Below are 15,337 nucleotides of genomic sequence, written 5' to 3'. Positions count from 1 at the left end.
CAAGGATCAGCCGCTATGACAAACCCACAACCGACCGTTTCCATGGCGGATAAAGTTGCCCTGATCGACAGCCTCTGCGCCAAGGCGCGGATCCTGCCGGTGATCACCATCGCTCGCGAACAGGATGTGCTGCCCCTGGCGGACGCCCTGGCCGCCGGTGGCCTGACCGCTCTTGAAGTGACCTTGCGCTCGCAGTTCGGCCTCAAGGCCATCCAGATCCTGCGCGAGCAGCGCCCGGAGCTGCTGACCGGCGCCGGTACCGTGCTCGACCGGCAGATGCTGGCCGCCGCCGAAGCCGCCGGTTCGCAGTTCATCGTCACCCCGGGGATTACCCGCGACTTGCTGGAAGCCAGCGTCGAGAGCCCGATCCCGCTGTTGCCGGGGATCAGCAACGCCTCCGGGATCATGGAGGGTTATAGCCTGGGTTATCGCCGCTTCAAGCTGTTCCCGGCGGAAGTCAGCGGTGGCGTGGCCGCGATCAAGGCATTGGGCGGCCCGTTCGGCGAAGTTAAATTCTGCCCGACCGGCGGTGTCGGCCCGGCCAATATCAAGAGCTACATGGCGTTGAAGAACGTGATGTGCGTGGGCGGCAGCTGGATGCTCGACCCCGAGTGGGTGAAGAACGGCGACTGGGCGCGCATCCAGGAGTGCACGGCCGAGGCCCTGGCGCTGCTGGACTGATTCTTTAGCAAATTCGTTGGTGTGTTCTACGGCTTTACGGTGCGCTTGGTCGGCGCACCGTTTTTTTTGCCTGGAGAAAAATGGACGGGCTCTGGGAGGGCTTATCGCGAGCACGCTCGTTCCTACAGGATCAGCGCGGTCCTTTGTAGGAGCGAGCTTGCTCGCGATGACGTCAGGTCGGGTGACGCGATGGGAGGGTCTGTTGGAAGCTCTCAGCGGCTCAACTGTTTCAGCGCCTCGACCAGCCGCTGGATATCCGTGGCCGGGGTGGTGAAGCCCGGCGTGACGCGGATGCAGGGCCCGCAACTCGAACCGCTGCGCACCACGGTGAACAGGTCGTACTCCCTGAGCAGCCGCTCGACCATGGTCTGCTGGTCGGCGTGGCGGGTGAAGCGAAACGAGGTGATGCCGCAGTACAGCCGCGGATCGTCCGGGGTCAGCACTTCGATGCCGGGCAGGTCGCGCACCTGGCTCACCCACAGGTCGCGCAGGTAATTCAGGCGTGCGCCCTTGAGAGCCGCGCCCCCCATCTCACGGTGCTCCTCGAACACCCGGGGCAGGGTCAGCCAGGCCGGGATATTCGGCGTGCCGTAGGGCGCCCGCGAGCGGATATCGTCCGCGGGGTAATGGTCTTCGCCCATGTCCGGGTCGATATCGGCCAGGCGTTGCGGGTCGATGTAGGCAAACCCCAGGCTCAATGGCGCGCCCATCCATTTCTGCAGGTTGTAGCCGGCGAACGCCACGCCCAGTTCCTTGAGGTCGAAATCCACCTGGGCCAGGGCGTGGGCGCCGTCGAGGACGACATCGATACCGCGCTCGCGGGCCTCGCGGGCGATGGCCTGGACCGGCAGCACCAGCCCGGTGCGATGGGTGACGTGGGTCAGGGCCATCAGCTTCAGGCGAGGGTAGCGCGCGAAGGCCTGGCGATAGCTGGCCAGCAGGCTGTCGAAGCTGGCCGGGTGGGCATGCTCGATCTCTATCACCTCGACCCCGCGGTAACGAGCCAGCCAGCGCATGGCGCCCTGGACGCTGCTGTAATCCAGGTCGCTGAACAGCACCTGGTCGCCTGGTTCGAGGCGGTTGTAGTTACGGATCAGCGATTGCAGGGCTTCCGCGGCGCTGCGGGTGAGGGCGAGCGCCTGGCTGTCGACACCGAGCAGCTCGGCCAATTGCTGGCGAATCTGCAAGCTGCCGGAGCGATCGAAATGCTGGCGCACATGCACCGAGTTGCTGCGGTTCACGAAGGCGATCTGCCGCTGGTACTCATCGACCACTGCGCGGCTCATGCGTCCGAAATAGCCGTTTTCCAGGTTGATCGGCCCGGGTTCGACGTCATAGCGTCGGGCAATTTCGCGCCAGTAATCTTCGTCGCGGGCGAGTTGGGCAATCCGTGGCATGGGGGCGTCTCAGTTCGATTTTTTGGGATGGCGATGACGAGGCGAGCGCCACATCGATCAATGACGAGGTTTGGGTTTGCCGTGCTTGGCGCGCAGTGGGTCGAGCAGGTCGGCAAGGCCGTTGTGATCGATCTCTTGCATCAGCGCCAACAGGCCGCCCAGCTCGCCATGGGGGAAACCTTCGCGGGCGAACCAGTTCAGGTAGGGCCCGGGCAGGTCGGCGAGAATGCGCCCTTTGTACTTGCCGTAAGGCATTTGGCGGGTGACCAGCAATTCGAGCTTTTCAGGATTCATGGGGTGTCTACCAGGGGGACGAACAGCCTGGAAAATACAGGCATTCTGCATGCAGGCCAAATGACAGATCATGCAAATAACGCGGATACAGAAACGTGCCAAAAAGCTAACTTGTTGAAAATCAATATGAAAATTTCAATCCGGGTCTGGCATGCGGGGTGCAACACCTATAGCGACTCCCTCAACCTGGAAGGAATTGAAAAATGACTGACATCAACAAAGAAGCCATTTCGGTCCTCAACGACCTGATCGAAACCAGCAAGGACGGTCAGGAGGGGTTCAAGACCTGCGCGCAAGACATCCAGCAGCCGGAGCTCAAGGCGTTGTTCGTCAAGCGTTCCACCGATTGCGCCACGGCCGCGGCCGAATTGCAGGCCAGCGTGCGTTCAATGGGTGGCGATCCGCAAACCTCCACCAGTGTCAGCGGCGACCTGCACCGCCGTTGGGTCGACCTCAAGTCGTTGGTGACCGGCAAGGATGAAGAGGCGGTGCTCAACGAAGCCGAGCGCGGCGAAGACCATGCGCTGAAGGCCTACCGGGACGCGCTGGAAAAAATCAGCAAGCACAACCTGGTGGGCATCCGCGATCTGGTGGAGCGCCAGTACCATGGCGTGCAGCGCAACCACGATCAGGTCAAAGCCCTGCGCAACCAGGCTCGTGCCCGTTCGTAACGGCTCGGACCGCTAAAAAAAGACGCCAGCTTGCCTGGCGTTTTTTTGTGCCTGCAATTTAATGCTGGACGAATGATAGTTAGCTAGCTAATAATTTGCCGATCTAATCTTGCACTATTGCATCTATCGTTATTTTGTCTTCCCAGGGTTGCCTTCCGTGCGTATCACCTTCCAGGCGCTGTTCGCCCCCAATCTTGCCGCCGTGCAGTTCGCGACCAAGACCGTGCTCGGTGCCGGGCTGGCGTTGTGGCTGGCCATGCGCTGGGGGTTGGAGCAGCCGGCCTGGGCGCTGATGACGGCGATCATCGTCGCCCAGCCGTTGTCCGGGATGGTCCTGCAAAAGGGCCTGGCGCGCCTCGTGGGGACGCTGGTGGGCACCTGCATGTCGGTGCTGTTCATGGGGCTGTTCGCTCAGACCCCGTGGCTGTTCCTGCTGGCCCTGGCGGCGTGGCTGGGGCTGTGTACCGCCAGTTCGACCCTGTTGCGCAGCGCCTGGTCCTATTCGTTCGTGCTGGCCGGCTACACCGTGGCGATCATCGCCTTGCCGGCCATCAGCCACCCGTTGTCGATCTTCGACCAGGCCGTGGCGCGCTGTACGGAGATTTCCCTCGGCATCATCTGCGCCACCGCCAGCAGCGCCTTGCTCTGGCCGATGCGGGTCGAGCGGCAGTTGACCGCGCAGGCCCGCAGCGCCTGGCAAAGCGGGATGCAGGCGGCGCGCGCGACCCTGGCCGGCGATGCCCTGGCGCGCAAGGGCCTGCTGGAAATCCTCGGGCGCATCGTCGCCGTGGACTCCCAGCGCGAACATGCCTGGTTCGAGGGGCCGCTGGGGCGGCAGCGGGCGCGGGCAATCAGCGGCCTGAGCCAGAAGTTGCTGATGCTGCTGCGCGTTTCCCGCTCGGTACGCCGGCAGTGGAAGCAGTTGGACCCGGAGGAAGCGCAACAACTGTCGCCCTGGATGGAGCAGGTCCAGCAGGCGCTGGCGGCCCAGGACACGCCGACCTTGCAGGCGTTGCGGCCGCAATTGCTGGAGGCGTCCCACGACCCGGCCTTCAGCTCCGCGCAAAGCTATTGCCTGGCCCGTTTCGCCCTGTTGCTGGACACCGCCCTGGCCGCCGCCGCGGCGTTGCAGGCGGTGGAGGAGGGCAAGGCGTCGGTCGAGCAACCGGCGACCCTGGCTCCCCATCGCGACTTGTCGCTGGCGCTGCTGTTCGGCGCGCGCAGTGCCCTGGCGTTCCTCACCGTGGCCTGTTTCTGGTTGGCCACGGCATGGCCGGCGGCTTCGGGGGCGATGCTGCTGACCTGCGTGGTGTGCGGCCTGTTCGCCAGCCGGGAAAACGGTGCGCAGATCGGCATGAGTTTCCTGCGCGGGATTTTTCTCGCGGTCCCGGTGGCCTTCGTGGTCGGGCAGATCCTGTTGCCGCAGTGGAGCAGCTTCGCCCTGCTGGCGATGGCCATGGGCGTGCCGCTGTTTTTTGGCGCGCTGGGCATGGCCAAGCCGCAGATCGGCGCCACGGCTACCTCGTTCTGCCTGCACTTCGTGGTGCTGATTTCGCCGCAGAACCAGATGACGTTCGACGTGGCGAACTTCTTCAACAGCGCCCAGGCGATGGTGCTGGGCGTGGGCGCCGCGGTGCTGGCGTTCCACCTGCTGATCCTGCGCGACCCGGCCTGGCACGGACGGCGCCTGCTGGCGGCGACCCTGCAGGATCTGGTGCGCCTGACCCGGCGCAACCTGCGCGGCGCGGAAAGCTGGTTCGGCGGGCGCATGGCCGACCGCCTGCTGCAACTGGCGCGGCATTACCCGGAATTGCCGGAGCAGGCGCGCAGCCGCTGGGACGACGGCCTGCTGGGCCTGGATATCGGCGACGAGCTGATGCACCTGCGCCTGAGCCTGGCGGTGGCGCAGATACCGGCGGATGCCGCGCAGCGGCGTTATCTGGAGCAGTTGGAGAAGGTGTTGCAGCGCGGGCCGGGCGCGGGGCGCGACGATGCGCTGGCCGAATCCAGCACGGCCTTTCTCCAGAGTCTGGAACACCATCCGCCCAGCGACGCCTTGAAACTGGCCCGCGGCGCGGTGGTGCAGTTGCACAAGAGCTGGCGCGCCTGGTGCCGGCAGCAGGAGGAAAACCATGGGGCTGCGTGAGTGGTCGCTGGGCGGAGTGTTGCTCAGCCCGTTTCTGATTTATGTGGTGCTGGCGCTGGTGTTGACCGGGGCGTTGCGCATGCTGTTGCGGGCAACGCCGCTGGGACGCTGGATCTGGCACGAAGCACTGTTCGATGTGGCCTTGTACGTCTGCGTGCTGACGTTGGTCACTGTCGTACTCGGACCTTTATAAGGAGTCGTTCATGCGTGCCTTCGTACGTATCGCTTTTACCCTGTGCCTGGTGGCTGCGGCATTGTTCGCCGGTTTTCATCTGTGGCAGTACTACATGCTCACGCCCTGGACCCGGGATGCGCGGATTCGCGCCGACGTGGTGATAGTCGCCCCCGATGTGTCGGGCTGGGTGCGCGAGCTCAAGGCCCAGGACAACCAGGCGGTGAAGGCCGGCGATCTGCTGCTGAGCATCGACCGCGACCGTTTCGAGGCAGCCCTGGAAAAGGCCCAGGCGGTGGTGCAGACCCGCCAGCAGCAACTCAACTTGAAGGAGCGCGAAGCCAGCCGCCGGGCCAGCCTCGGCCCGCAGGCGATCAGCGCCGAGCTGCGGGAGAATGCCCAGATCAACGCCGGGGTCGCCCGCGGCGAGCTGCGCCAGGCCCAGGCCGACGCCAAGGTCGCCGAACTCAACCTGGCGCGCAGCCAGGTCCTTGCGCCGCGCAGCGGGCACATCACCAACTTGCGCCTGGCCGAGGGCAACTACGTGAATGCCGGGCAATCGGTGATGGCGCTGATCGACGATTCGACCTTCTACGTGCAGGCCTATTTCGAAGAAACCAAACTGCCGCGGATCAAGGTCGGCGACCCGGTCAAGGTCTGGCTGATGAGCGCCGGCGAAGCCTTGCAGGGGCATGTGCAAAGCATCAGCCGCGGCATCACCGATCGCAACGCCACGCCGGACGGGCAATTGCTGGCCGAGGTCGAGCCGACGTTCAACTGGGTGCGCCTGGCGCAGCGGATTCCGGTGCGGATCCAGCTCGACAAGGTGCCTGAAGGGGTCAACCTGAGCGCCGGGATGACGGCGAGCGTGCAGGTGGAGGAGGGGAGCCAGTGATGGCGTCTGTAGCCGCTGCCGAGCTTGCGAGGCTGCGATCGACCCCGAAGGGGGCGCAGGGTCTTGAGGCCGCAGGAGGACCTGCGGTCCTATCGCAGCCTCGCTAGAGCTCGGCAGCGGCTACAGGATTACAGAGAACCTCAGCCGATGCTGATGGCCGGCAAGGTCGGCAGGGTCACGGTCTGTTGTTTGCGCGGGGCGAGGATTTCCGCTTCGCCGTCCACCACCAGTTCGTCGCGCTGGTTGAACACGCGGGTGGCGATACGCACGCGGAACTTCGGCAGTTTCTCGAGGATTTCCAGGCGCACGGTCAGGGTGTCGCCGATCTTCACCGGCTTCTGGAAGCTCATCTGCTGGCCGATGTAGATGGTGCCCGGGCCAGGCAGTTCGCAGGCCACCGCGGCGCTGATCAGCGCGCCGCTGAACATGCCGTGGGCGATGCGCTCCTTGAACATGCTGGCGGCGGCGAACTCGGCGTCCAGGTGCACCGGGTTGTGGTCGCCGGACATGGCGGCGAACAGCTGGATGTCGCGCTCTTCCACGTGCTTGCTGTAGCTGGCGGTCTGACCGACTTCGAGGGCTTCGTACGGGGTGTTGGTAACCTGGGTCATGTCGCTTGAGTCCTGAGCTGAAAGTGGATGCACATACTGCGGGAGCAGGGTCATTCGGTTTTCGGCGGCCGGCGATGCTGCAAGGCCTGGTCGAGCCAGGCCAGTACATCGGCCGTCACCTGGTCGCGGTTGCTTTCGTTGAACAATTCGTGCCGCGCCTGCGGGTAGATCGTCAGTTGCAGGCAGCGGCTGCCGGCCTCGCGCAGAGCGCCGGCCAGATCCTTGAGACGCACGCCCTGGCTCACCGGATCACATTCTCCGCCCATCACCAGCAACGGCAGGCCCGGATCGATCTGCGCCAGGTTGGCGGTTTTGCTGATTTGCTGCAGGCCGCCCAGCAGGTCGATCCACAGCTGGTTGCTGCAGCGAAAGCCGCAGAGCGGGTCGCGAACGTACTTGTCGACTTCCTCGGGGTCGCGGCTGAGCCAGTCGAATGCCGTGCGGGTGGGCTTGAAGGCTTTGTTGAACGAGCCGAAGGACAGCCATTCGATCAACGCGCTGCGCCCCCGGGCGCCCTGGCGCCAGCGTTCGAAACGGGCGATCTGGCGAGCGGCGCGGTACAGCGCCACCGGCTGGAAATTCGAGCCGCTGAGAATCGCCCCGTCGAGGCTGGCGCTGTGGTGCAGCAGGTAGGCCTGGGCGATGTAGCTGCCCATGCTGTGGCCCAGCAGCACGATCGGCGTTGCCGGGTGCTGCTGGCCGATGTGCTGGTTGAGGCTGGCCAGGTCGCCGACCACCTTGCACCAGCCGTCGTCGTCGGCGAAATGCCCGAGCACGCCGCGCTCGGCGGTCTTGCCGTGACCGCGCTGGTCCAGCGCGTAGACGCCGTAGCCGTCTTCGCATAGCGCCGTCGCCAGCCTGGCGTAGCGGCCGCTGTGCTCGGCCATGCCATGGGCCAGCAGGACCACCGCCTTGAGCGTGGTATCCGGGAGCCACCGGTTGACGTAGAGCTGGCTGTGGTCGCTCGCGGTCAGCCAGAAAGAATGGTGGATCATGGCGATTCCTTTGCACGGGGTCGTTGCATTGTATAGCTCATCACCGCGGCCCCGTCCGATCCGTGCGCGCCATGGCGGCAAGATTCACACTATCAATGACGCGCTCGCCCGTATTTGCCCAATTCGCCATAGCTGCTAACGTCCGCAAAGCCCCGCTTTCGCAACGTCATAGAAGCGGCCCGGACAGCTCAGGTAAAGAGGACAAGAACAATGCAGCCTGATTTCTGGAATGACAAACGCCCGGCCGGAGTGCCCGTCGATATCGACCTGAGCGCCTATAAATCGGTGATCGAGGTGTTCGAGCGTTCCTGCAAGAAATTCGCCGACCGCCCGGCGTTCAGCAACATGGGCGTGACCATGACCTATGCCGAACTTGAGCGCTACAGCGCCGCCTTCGCCGGTTATCTGCAAAGCAGCACCGACCTGGTGCCGGGCGACCGCATTGCCGTGCAGATGCCCAACGTCCTGCATTACCCGATTGCCGTATTCGGCGCCCTGCGCGCCGGGCTGATCGTGGTCAATACCAACCCGCTGTACACCGTCCGGGAAATGCGCCACCAGTTCAAGGACTCCGGCGCGCGGGCCCTGGTGTACATGAACCTGTTCGGGCAGAAGGTCGAGGAAGTGCTGCCCGACACCGGGATCCAGTACCTGATCGAGGCGAAGATGGGCGACCTGATGCCGTCCGCCAAGGGTTGGTTGGTCAACACCCTGGTCGACAAGGTCAAGAAGATGGTGCCGGCCTATCGCCTGCCCCAGGCCATTTCCTTCAAGAGCGTGCTGCGCCTGGGCCGCGGCCAGCCGATCAAGCCGCTGAACGCCAGCCTGGGCGATATCGCCGTGCTGCAATACACCGGCGGCACCACGGGGCTGGCCAAGGGCGCGATGCTGACCCACGGTAATCTGGTGGCCAACATGCAGCAGGCCCGCGCCTGCCTCGGCCAGTTGGGCCCGGACGGCCATCCGCTGCTGCGCGAAGGCCAGGAAGTGATGATCGCGCCGCTGCCGCTGTACCACATCTATGCCTTCACCGCGAACTGCATGTGCATGATGGTCACCGGCAACCACAACGTGCTGATCACCAACCCGCGGGACATCGGCGGTTTCATCAAGGAGTTGAAGAAGTGGCGCTTCTCGGCGCTGCTGGGGCTGAACACGCTGTTCGTCGCGCTGATGGACCATGCCGAGTTCAAGACCCTGGATTTCTCCAACCTCAAGCTCACCAACTCGGGGGGCACGGCGCTGGTCAAGGCCACCGCCGAGCGCTGGACGCAACTGACCGGTTGCCGCATTACTGAAGGCTACGGCCTGACCGAAACCTCGCCCGTGGCCTGTACCAACCCCTACGGCGATCAGTCGCGGCTGGGCTCGGTCGGGCTGCCGGTGCCGGGCACCACCCTCAAGGTCATCGATGACGCGGGCGTCGAGCAACCGTTGGGCGAGCGCGGCGAGCTGTGCATCAAGGGCCCGCAGATCATGAAGGGCTACTGGCAGAAGCCTGAGGCCACCGACGAGGTGCTGGACTCCGAGGGCTGGTTCAAGTCCGGCGATATCGCGGTGATCGACCCGGACGGTTTCGTGCGGATCGTCGACCGCAAGAAAGACATGATCATCGTCTCGGGTTTCAACGTGTACCCCAACGAGATCGAGGACGTGGTGATGGCTCATCCGAAGGTCGCCAACTGCGCGGTGATCGGCGTGCCGGACGAGCGTTCCGGGGAGGCGGTGAAGTTGTTCGTGGTGGCTCGCGAGTCGGGGGTCAGCCTTGAAGAGCTGAAGGCCTACTGCAAGGAAAACTTTACCGGCTACAAGGTGCCGAAACACATCGTGTTGCGTGAGTCGTTGCCGATGACACCGGTAGGCAAGATCCTGCGTCGGGAGCTGCGCGACATCGCCTGATGTATCACTGTTTGTAACAACGACGCGCCGTGGCGCGGTTATCGCGAGCAAGCTCGCTCCTACAGGTAATGCACCATCCCTGTAGGAGCGAGCTTGCTCGCGATGCGTTTGGAAGGTTTGAAAGGCCTATTCCAGAGCGTAATTCCAGGTTATAGAATTTTTGCTCTAAAAATGACCATTGAATATTCTTGAGTCACGGAAGTGACTGTTTGGGCCGATTTTGGCCCTAGGCGGCCTTTTGCAAAGCTGCTACTCTCGGCGCGCTTTGTGACTTCTCGGCCGATCTAAACAGCCAGACTCACCACAAAAACACACACCAATAATAATCGCATCAAATGCGCTGACGAATTCGCGTTGCTGAGGAGTGGGCTTCCATGATCGAAGACTTTTGGAAGGATAAGTACCCAGCTGGGATTGCTGCCGACATCAATCCAGACGAGTATCCGAACATTCAGGCGGTGTTGAAGCAGTCCTGCCAACGCTTTGCCAACAAACCGGCCTTTAGCAACCTCGGCAAGACACTCACCTACGGTGAGCTGTACGAATTGTCCGGTGCTTTCGCCGCGTATCTGCAACAGCATACCGATTTGCAGCCCGGCGATCGAATCGCCGTGCAACTGCCCAACGTCCTGCAATACCCGGTCGCGGTATTCGGCGCCATCCGCGCCGGGCTGATCGTGGTCAACACCAACCCGCTGTACACCGCGCGGGAGATGGAACACCAATTCAACGACTCCGGCGCCAAGGCGCTGGTCTGCCTGGCCAACATGGCGCACCTGGCCGAAGCCGTGGTGCCCAAGACCGGCGTCAAGCACGTGATCGTCACCGAAGTGGCGGACCTGCTGCCGCCGCTCAAGCGCCTGCTGATCAACAGCGTCATCAAGTACGTGAAGAAGATGGTGCCGGCCTATCACCTGCCCAAGGCCGTCAAGTTCAACGACGTACTGAGCAAGGGCCACGGCCAGCCGGTCAAGGACGCGAGCCCGGCCGGCAGCGACGTGGCCGTGCTGCAATACACCGGCGGCACCACCGGCGTGGCCAAGGGCGCGATGCTGACCCATCGCAACCTGGTCTCGAACATGCTGCAGTGCAAGGCGCTGATGGGCTCCAACCTCAATGAAGGTTGCGAGATCCTGATCACGCCGCTGCCGCTGTACCACATCTATGCCTTCACCTTTCATTGCATGGCGATGATGCTGATCGGCAACCACAACATCCTGATCAGCAACCCGCGCGACCTGCCGGCGATGGTCAAGGAACTGTCGAAGTGGAAGTTCAGCGGTTTCGTCGGCCTCAACACCCTGTTCGTCGCCCTGTGCAACAACGAAGCGTTCCGCAAGCTGGATTTCTCGGCGCTGAAAGTCACCTTGTCCGGCGGCATGGCGCTGCAACTGGCGGCCGCCGAACGCTGGAAAGAGGTGACCGGTTGCCCGATCTGCGAAGGTTACGGCATGACCGAAACCAGCCCGGTGGCCACCGTCAACCCGATCCAGAACATCCAGATCGGCACTATCGGCATTCCGGTGCCGTCGACCCTGTGCCGGATCGTCGACGATGCGGGCGTCGAGCTGCCGCTGGGCGAGATCGGCGAGCTGTGCGTCAAGGGTCCTCAGGTCATGAAGGGCTACTGGCAGCGCCAGGACGCCACCGACGAAGTGATGAGCGACGGCTGGTTGAAGACCGGCGATATCGCGCTGATCCAGCCCAACGGCTACATCCGTATCGTCGACCGCAAGAAGGACATGATCCTGGTCTCCGGTTTCAACGTGTACCCGAACGAGCTGGAAGACGTGCTGGCGGCCCTGCCGGGCGTATTGCAGTGCGCGGCCATCGGCGTGCCGGACGAGAAGTCGGGCGAGTCGATCAAGATCTTCATCGTCGCCAAGCCAGGGGTGACCCTGACCAAGGAGCAGGTGATGGAGCATATGCGCGCCAATGTCACCGGCTACAAGGTGCCCAAGGCCGTCGAGTTCCGCGATGCGCTGCCGACCACCAACGTCGGCAAGATCCTGCGTCGCGAGTTGCGCGACGAAGAGCTGAAGAAGCTGGGCGTGAAGAAGTAACACGCCAGGCAAACAAAAAGCCCCGCACATGCGGGGCTTTTTATTGGGTGTTCGCACTGCAATCCTGGCTGTGTGCTGCCCTGTAGGAGCGAGCTCGCTCGCGATACGTTTCCGGATTCGGCCCGGTCGTTGACGGTTATACCGCGATCGCGAGCAAGCTCGCTCCTACATACAGGTGGCGGCTTACTGCTGGAACTGCGCGAAGTTCACGCCGGTGCCGGCGGGGCGCACGTCCTTGAGGAACGAGTCCTTGTCGGCGCTCAGTTCCAGGCTCAGGGCGGCCTTGCGCTTGCCTTCGTTGCGTACCACCAGGCCTTCGAGTTTTTCCCGCAGGAACACCGTCGGTACCTTCAGGTGCAGCAACTGGTCGGTGCTCGGGGTGTGCAGCAGCAGGTGGATCCATTCGTACTGACCGATGGCCAGGCGGGTGACCGGCAGATCGAACCACCAGATATTCCGGCTGCGGCTCAGCTCTGCGAAGTGGCAGTTGTTGACGCCCAGCACCGCGCCGCCCAGTTCCTGGTTGCGGCGGGCGATGGCCTGCTTTTTATCGAGTTTCATAACATTCCTACGGGTGTGGATCTTCAGCGCGGGGCCTGAATACGTTGCGTATTCTCAGGGGTTGGCGGGCAAACATAAAGCGCAACCTGCGTGCGCCGGGCAAATAAGGCGATGAAATGCCCCCCGGCAAATAATTGAAACTCCGCGCGCGGGCCTTGGGTCCACTTCTGGGTAAGACCCCAAACCCTCGAATGTTCTACGGAGAAATACCATGGGCAGCACAGCGGACAAGGCAAAAGGCCTGGCCAACGAGGCCATCGGCAACATCAAGCAGGGGATCGGCAAGGCCACCGACAACACCCGCCTGGAAACCGAAGGCAAGATCCAGGAAAAGAAAGGCGAAGCGCAGCAAGCCGTCGGCAAGGTCAAGGACGCGGTGAAGAACACCATCGACAAGGCTTGATTCGTTCGCTCGCAACGCAGCACGACGGCCATCCGCGGATGGCCGTTTTCATGTCGGTCAGGGCACCAAACGAGACGAAAAGGTTCAAAGTCGCCAAACTAGGCTAGTTTGTTGTAGAAAACGGCCCCTGAGTCGCCACCGACTACGAACATTGCGGCGAAAGGAGACGCTATGATTTTTCCCGATTTGAAAGGCCAGCCCCTGCACCGTGTGCTGGTGCGCACCGTCACCGAATTCATCGACGACGAGATGTCGACCTACGCCTCGGCGCTGGCCTATCAGATGCTGTTCTCGCTGTTCCCCTTCATCCTGTTCCTGATCGCCCTGATCGGTTTCCTGCACCTGCCGGACTTCTTCTCCTGGCTGCGCCTGCAATCGGAACTGGTGCTGCCGCCCCAGGCCCTGGAACAGGTCAACCCGGTGATCGACCAGTTGCAGCAGTCCAAGGGCGGCCTGCTGTCGGTGGGTATCGTGATTGCGCTGTACACCGCTTCGGCCGGCGTGCGGCTGATGATGAGCGCAATGAACGCCGCCTACGACGTGGTGGAAAAACGCCCGCTGTGGAAGCGTTTCCCGCTGTCGATTTTCTACACCATCGGCATCGCCGGCATGCTGCTGGCGGCGGCCGCGCTGATGGTGCTCGGGCCGCAGGTGATGGGCTGGATCGCGGCGCAGGTCGGCCTGGAGGATTTCATCGTCACCGTCTGGACCATCCTGCGCTGGCCGGTGATCGTGATTTTGATGATGGTCGCCGTGGCCCTGATCTACTACGTGATGCCCGACGTGAAACAGGAGTTCCGCTTCATCACCCCGGGTTCGGTGCTAGCGGTGGTGGTGTGGATCGTCGCCTCGCTGGGCTTCGCTTTCTATGTGAAGACCTTTGCCAACTACAACGCCATGTATGGCAGTATCGGCGCGATCATCGTCCTGTTGCTGTACTTCTATATTTCCTCGGCGGTGCTGTTGCTGGGGGCGGAAATGAATGCGGTGATCGAGCACATGTCGAGCGAAGGCAAGAACCCGGGGGAGCGGGTCGCCGGCGAGCACGACGAGTCCAAACAACACGTGTCGGGACTGGGCCGGGACCACTCGCTCAAGCCGACCACTGACGAAGCCTGAAGATGATCCGTGAAATCCTCAAGATGGGCGACCCGCGCCTGCTGCGCATCGCCCCGCCGGTACCGGCCGACATGCTCGACAGCCCCGAGCTGTGGCAATTGATCGACGACATGTTCCAGACCATGGAAAGCGTCGGCGGGGTCGGCCTGGCCGCGCCGCAGATCGGCGTCGACCTGCAACTGGTGATTTTCGGTTTCGAGCACAGCGAGCGTTACCCGCAAGCCGAGGCCGTGCCGCAGACGATCCTGATCAACCCGCTGATCACCCCCTTGAGCCCGGTGCTGGAAGAGGGCTGGGAAGGCTGCCTGTCGGTGCCGGGCTTGCGCGGCGCGGTGGAGCGTTACCAGCACATCCGCTACGAAGGCGTCGACCCCAGGGGCGAGCCGCTCGTGCGGGTGGCCTCGGGCTTCCATGCGCGGGTGGTGCAGCACGAATGCGACCACCTGATCGGTCGCCTGTACCCGTCGCGGATCAGCGACTTCAGCAAGTTCGGGTTCACCGAGGTGATGTTCCCCGACCTCGATCCCAACGCCGACGACTGATGGAAAAAGGGCCGCAGCCCGGGTACGGGCTACGGCACTGCGCATTCATTTCGCCGGTTTGACGAAGCGCAGCGTCATCCGGTCCGACTCGCCGATCGCCAGGTATTTCGCCTTGTCCTGCTCGCCCAGCTTGAGCGCCGGCGGCAAGGTCCAGACGCCTTGCGCATAGTCCTTGGTGTCTTTCGGGTTGGCGTTGATCTCGCTCTGCCCGTCCAGCACGAACCCGGCGTCGGTCGCCAGTTGCACCACATAGGCAGTGGTCAGGTAGCCGCTGTGCTTGATGTCTTCCAGGGACGCGCCGTCCCTGGCGCGATGGTCCACCACGCCCAGCACGCCGCCCGGTTTGAGCACCTTGAAGAACGCCTCGAACATGGCGGGCGCGGTGTCGGCCAGCACCCAGTTGTGCACGTTGCGAAACGTCAGCACGGCGTCCGCCGAACCGGCCGGGCCGAGCACCGGCGTCTTGGGGTCGAACTCGACGAAGCCGGCCTTGGCGTAGCGGGTCGGGTCGGCGCTGAATTTCTGTTTCAGGCTGTCCGCCGATTTCTGGAAATACTCGCCGCTGGCCGGGGCCTGGAGGGCGGCGACGTACTGCCCGCGGTCCTTGAGCAACGGCGCCAGGACCTCGCTGTACCAGCCGCCGCCGGGGGTGATTTCGATCAGCTTCTGGTCGGCCTTGAGGCCGAAGAACTGCAAGGTCTGCTGCGGATGGCGATAGCGGTCGCGGGCGCTGTTCTGCGGCGCTCGCCAGTCGCCGGTCAGGACCTTGGCGTATTGCCGGGGGGAAATCGTCGCGTCGGCGGCCGGGGCCAGGGCGGGCAGCGACAGGGCGCCCAAGAGTAAAGCCAGAAGGGTCGGTTTCATGGATCGTCCTGAAGGGAGGCGGTG

The 15,337-nt window shown here is 63.4% G+C and carries 16 protein-coding genes; 10 read left to right on the top strand and 6 right to left on the bottom strand.

The genetic code is table 11. The features are described 5' to 3' along the window. Positions 1 to 15: 15 nt before the first annotated feature. Positions 16 to 681 (top strand): bifunctional 4-hydroxy-2-oxoglutarate aldolase/2-dehydro-3-deoxy-phosphogluconate aldolase, encoded by a 666-nt coding sequence (locus tag BTN82_RS22420; protein ID WP_075121269.1) that lies wholly within the window; start codon positions 16 to 18, stop codon positions 679 to 681. Positions 682 to 893: 212 nt separating this feature from the next. Here BTN82_RS22420 and BTN82_RS22415 read toward each other — a convergent pair whose 3' ends face one another. After that, the gene (locus BTN82_RS22415; RefSeq protein ID WP_075121268.1) at positions 894 to 2,078 is read right to left on the bottom strand and encodes an aminotransferase class V-fold PLP-dependent enzyme; all 1,185 of its coding nucleotides are present in this window, start codon (positions 2,076 to 2,078) and stop codon (positions 894 to 896) included. A 57-nt stretch (positions 2,079 to 2,135) separates the two neighbouring features. Beyond that, positions 2,136 to 2,372: a DUF3820 family protein gene (locus BTN82_RS22410; protein WP_075121267.1), complete on the bottom strand. Its 237-nt coding sequence runs from the start codon at positions 2,370 to 2,372 to the stop codon at positions 2,136 to 2,138. 203 nt (positions 2,373 to 2,575) lie between these two features. On the opposite strand from BTN82_RS22410, the gene BTN82_RS22405 reads away from it, so the two are divergent. The 4 genes from BTN82_RS22405 to BTN82_RS22390 all read left to right on the top strand — a co-directional run bounded on the left by BTN82_RS22405 (position 2,576) and on the right by BTN82_RS22390 (position 6,256). Then, a complete protein-coding gene (locus BTN82_RS22405) occupies positions 2,576 to 3,043 on the top strand; it encodes a ferritin-like domain-containing protein (protein ID WP_075121266.1) in 468 nt (155 codons plus the stop codon). Between the two features lie 157 nt (positions 3,044 to 3,200). Next, positions 3,201 to 5,189: an FUSC family protein gene (locus tag BTN82_RS22400; RefSeq protein ID WP_075121381.1), complete on the top strand. Its 1,989-nt coding sequence runs from the start codon at positions 3,201 to 3,203 to the stop codon at positions 5,187 to 5,189. Next, positions 5,176 to 5,382: a DUF1656 domain-containing protein gene (locus BTN82_RS22395; protein ID WP_023966774.1), complete on the top strand. Its 207-nt coding sequence runs from the start codon at positions 5,176 to 5,178 to the stop codon at positions 5,380 to 5,382. The genes BTN82_RS22400 and BTN82_RS22395 overlap by 14 nt, the downstream gene beginning before the upstream one ends. Before the next feature lie 10 nt (positions 5,383 to 5,392). Then, positions 5,393 to 6,256 carry an HlyD family secretion protein gene (locus BTN82_RS22390; RefSeq protein ID WP_075121265.1) on the top strand — a complete coding sequence of 288 codons (864 nt, stop codon included), beginning with the start codon at positions 5,393 to 5,395 and terminating at the stop codon, positions 6,254 to 6,256. Positions 6,257 to 6,396: 140 nt separating this feature from the next. On the opposite strand, the gene BTN82_RS22385 is transcribed toward BTN82_RS22390, so the two are convergent. Then, positions 6,397 to 6,867 (bottom strand): MaoC family dehydratase, encoded by a 471-nt coding sequence (locus BTN82_RS22385; protein ID WP_044464608.1) that lies wholly within the window; start codon positions 6,865 to 6,867, stop codon positions 6,397 to 6,399. Positions 6,868 to 6,917: 50 nt separating this feature from the next. Continuing rightward, positions 6,918 to 7,862, bottom strand: a complete 945-nt coding sequence (locus BTN82_RS22380; RefSeq protein ID WP_075121264.1) for an alpha/beta hydrolase — start codon at positions 7,860 to 7,862, stop codon at positions 6,918 to 6,920. A 210-nt stretch (positions 7,863 to 8,072) separates the two neighbouring features. Here BTN82_RS22380 and fadD2 point away from each other — a divergent pair, with 210 nt between their 5' ends. Further along, complete coding sequence (fadD2, locus tag BTN82_RS22375; protein WP_075121263.1) at positions 8,073 to 9,761, top strand: long-chain-fatty-acid--CoA ligase FadD2; 1,689 nt, start codon at positions 8,073 to 8,075, stop codon at positions 9,759 to 9,761. Positions 9,762 to 10,135: 374 nt separating this feature from the next. Then, positions 10,136 to 11,824: a long-chain-fatty-acid--CoA ligase FadD1 gene (gene fadD1, locus BTN82_RS22370; protein WP_075121262.1), complete on the top strand. Its 1,689-nt coding sequence runs from the start codon at positions 10,136 to 10,138 to the stop codon at positions 11,822 to 11,824. 183 nt (positions 11,825 to 12,007) lie between these two features. Here the strand turns inward: fadD1 and BTN82_RS22365 are convergent, their stop codons facing one another. Continuing rightward, positions 12,008 to 12,385 carry a hypothetical protein gene (locus BTN82_RS22365; RefSeq protein ID WP_075121261.1) on the bottom strand — a complete coding sequence of 126 codons (378 nt, stop codon included), beginning with the start codon at positions 12,383 to 12,385 and terminating at the stop codon, positions 12,008 to 12,010. Positions 12,386 to 12,596: 211 nt separating this feature from the next. Between BTN82_RS22365 and BTN82_RS22360 the strand changes: the two genes are divergently transcribed. From BTN82_RS22360 to def, 3 genes are all read left to right on the top strand, one after another. Continuing rightward, complete coding sequence (locus BTN82_RS22360) at positions 12,597 to 12,788, top strand: CsbD family protein (RefSeq protein ID WP_075121260.1); 192 nt, start codon at positions 12,597 to 12,599, stop codon at positions 12,786 to 12,788. Positions 12,789 to 12,959: 171 nt separating this feature from the next. After that, entirely contained in the window at positions 12,960 to 13,907 is a 948-nt protein-coding gene (locus tag BTN82_RS22355; RefSeq protein WP_075121259.1) for a YihY/virulence factor BrkB family protein, read from the top strand. A gap of 2 nt (positions 13,908 to 13,909) precedes the next feature. Further along, a complete protein-coding gene (gene def / locus BTN82_RS22350; protein ID WP_075121258.1) occupies positions 13,910 to 14,449 on the top strand; it encodes a peptide deformylase in 540 nt (179 codons plus the stop codon). Positions 14,450 to 14,494: 45 nt separating this feature from the next. On the opposite strand, the gene BTN82_RS22345 is transcribed toward def, so the two are convergent. Further along, positions 14,495 to 15,313, bottom strand: a complete 819-nt coding sequence (locus BTN82_RS22345; protein ID WP_075121257.1) for a class I SAM-dependent methyltransferase — start codon at positions 15,311 to 15,313, stop codon at positions 14,495 to 14,497. Positions 15,314 to 15,337: the final 24 nt, after the last annotated feature.

It is taken from the genome of Pseudomonas chlororaphis, from assembly GCF_001921865.1.
Lineage (GTDB): Bacteria > Pseudomonadota > Gammaproteobacteria > Pseudomonadales > Pseudomonadaceae > Aquipseudomonas > Aquipseudomonas chlororaphis_D.
Note: the sequence above shows the minus strand (reverse complement) of the source record. Positions and strands in the feature narration are given on the sequence as shown.

Excerpts from the sequence above, each read along its gene's own strand:
- BTN82_RS22420 (WP_075121269.1), top strand. The coding sequence starts at position 16 with ATGACAAACCCACAACCGACCGTTTCCATGGCGGATAAAGTTGCCCTG.
- BTN82_RS22415 (WP_075121268.1), bottom strand. The coding sequence starts at position 2,078 with ATGCCACGGATTGCCCAACTCGCCCGCGACGAAGATTACTGGCGCGAA.
- BTN82_RS22410 (WP_075121267.1), bottom strand. The coding sequence starts at position 2,372 with ATGAATCCTGAAAAGCTCGAATTGCTGGTCACCCGCCAAATGCCTTAC.
- BTN82_RS22405 (WP_075121266.1), top strand. The coding sequence starts at position 2,576 with ATGACTGACATCAACAAAGAAGCCATTTCGGTCCTCAACGACCTGATC.
- BTN82_RS22395 (WP_023966774.1), top strand. The coding sequence starts at position 5,176 with ATGGGGCTGCGTGAGTGGTCGCTGGGCGGAGTGTTGCTCAGCCCGTTT.
- BTN82_RS22390 (WP_075121265.1), top strand. The coding sequence starts at position 5,393 with ATGCGTGCCTTCGTACGTATCGCTTTTACCCTGTGCCTGGTGGCTGCG.
- BTN82_RS22385 (WP_044464608.1), bottom strand. The coding sequence starts at position 6,867 with ATGACCCAGGTTACCAACACCCCGTACGAAGCCCTCGAAGTCGGTCAG.
- BTN82_RS22380 (WP_075121264.1), bottom strand. The coding sequence starts at position 7,862 with ATGATCCACCATTCTTTCTGGCTGACCGCGAGCGACCACAGCCAGCTC.
- fadD2 (WP_075121263.1), top strand. The coding sequence starts at position 8,073 with ATGCAGCCTGATTTCTGGAATGACAAACGCCCGGCCGGAGTGCCCGTC.
- fadD1 (WP_075121262.1), top strand. The coding sequence starts at position 10,136 with ATGATCGAAGACTTTTGGAAGGATAAGTACCCAGCTGGGATTGCTGCC.
- BTN82_RS22365 (WP_075121261.1), bottom strand. The coding sequence starts at position 12,385 with ATGAAACTCGATAAAAAGCAGGCCATCGCCCGCCGCAACCAGGAACTG.
- BTN82_RS22360 (WP_075121260.1), top strand. The coding sequence starts at position 12,597 with ATGGGCAGCACAGCGGACAAGGCAAAAGGCCTGGCCAACGAGGCCATC.
- BTN82_RS22355 (WP_075121259.1), top strand. The coding sequence starts at position 12,960 with ATGATTTTTCCCGATTTGAAAGGCCAGCCCCTGCACCGTGTGCTGGTG.
- def (WP_075121258.1), top strand. The coding sequence starts at position 13,910 with ATGATCCGTGAAATCCTCAAGATGGGCGACCCGCGCCTGCTGCGCATC.
- BTN82_RS22345 (WP_075121257.1), bottom strand. The coding sequence starts at position 15,313 with ATGAAACCGACCCTTCTGGCTTTACTCTTGGGCGCCCTGTCGCTGCCC.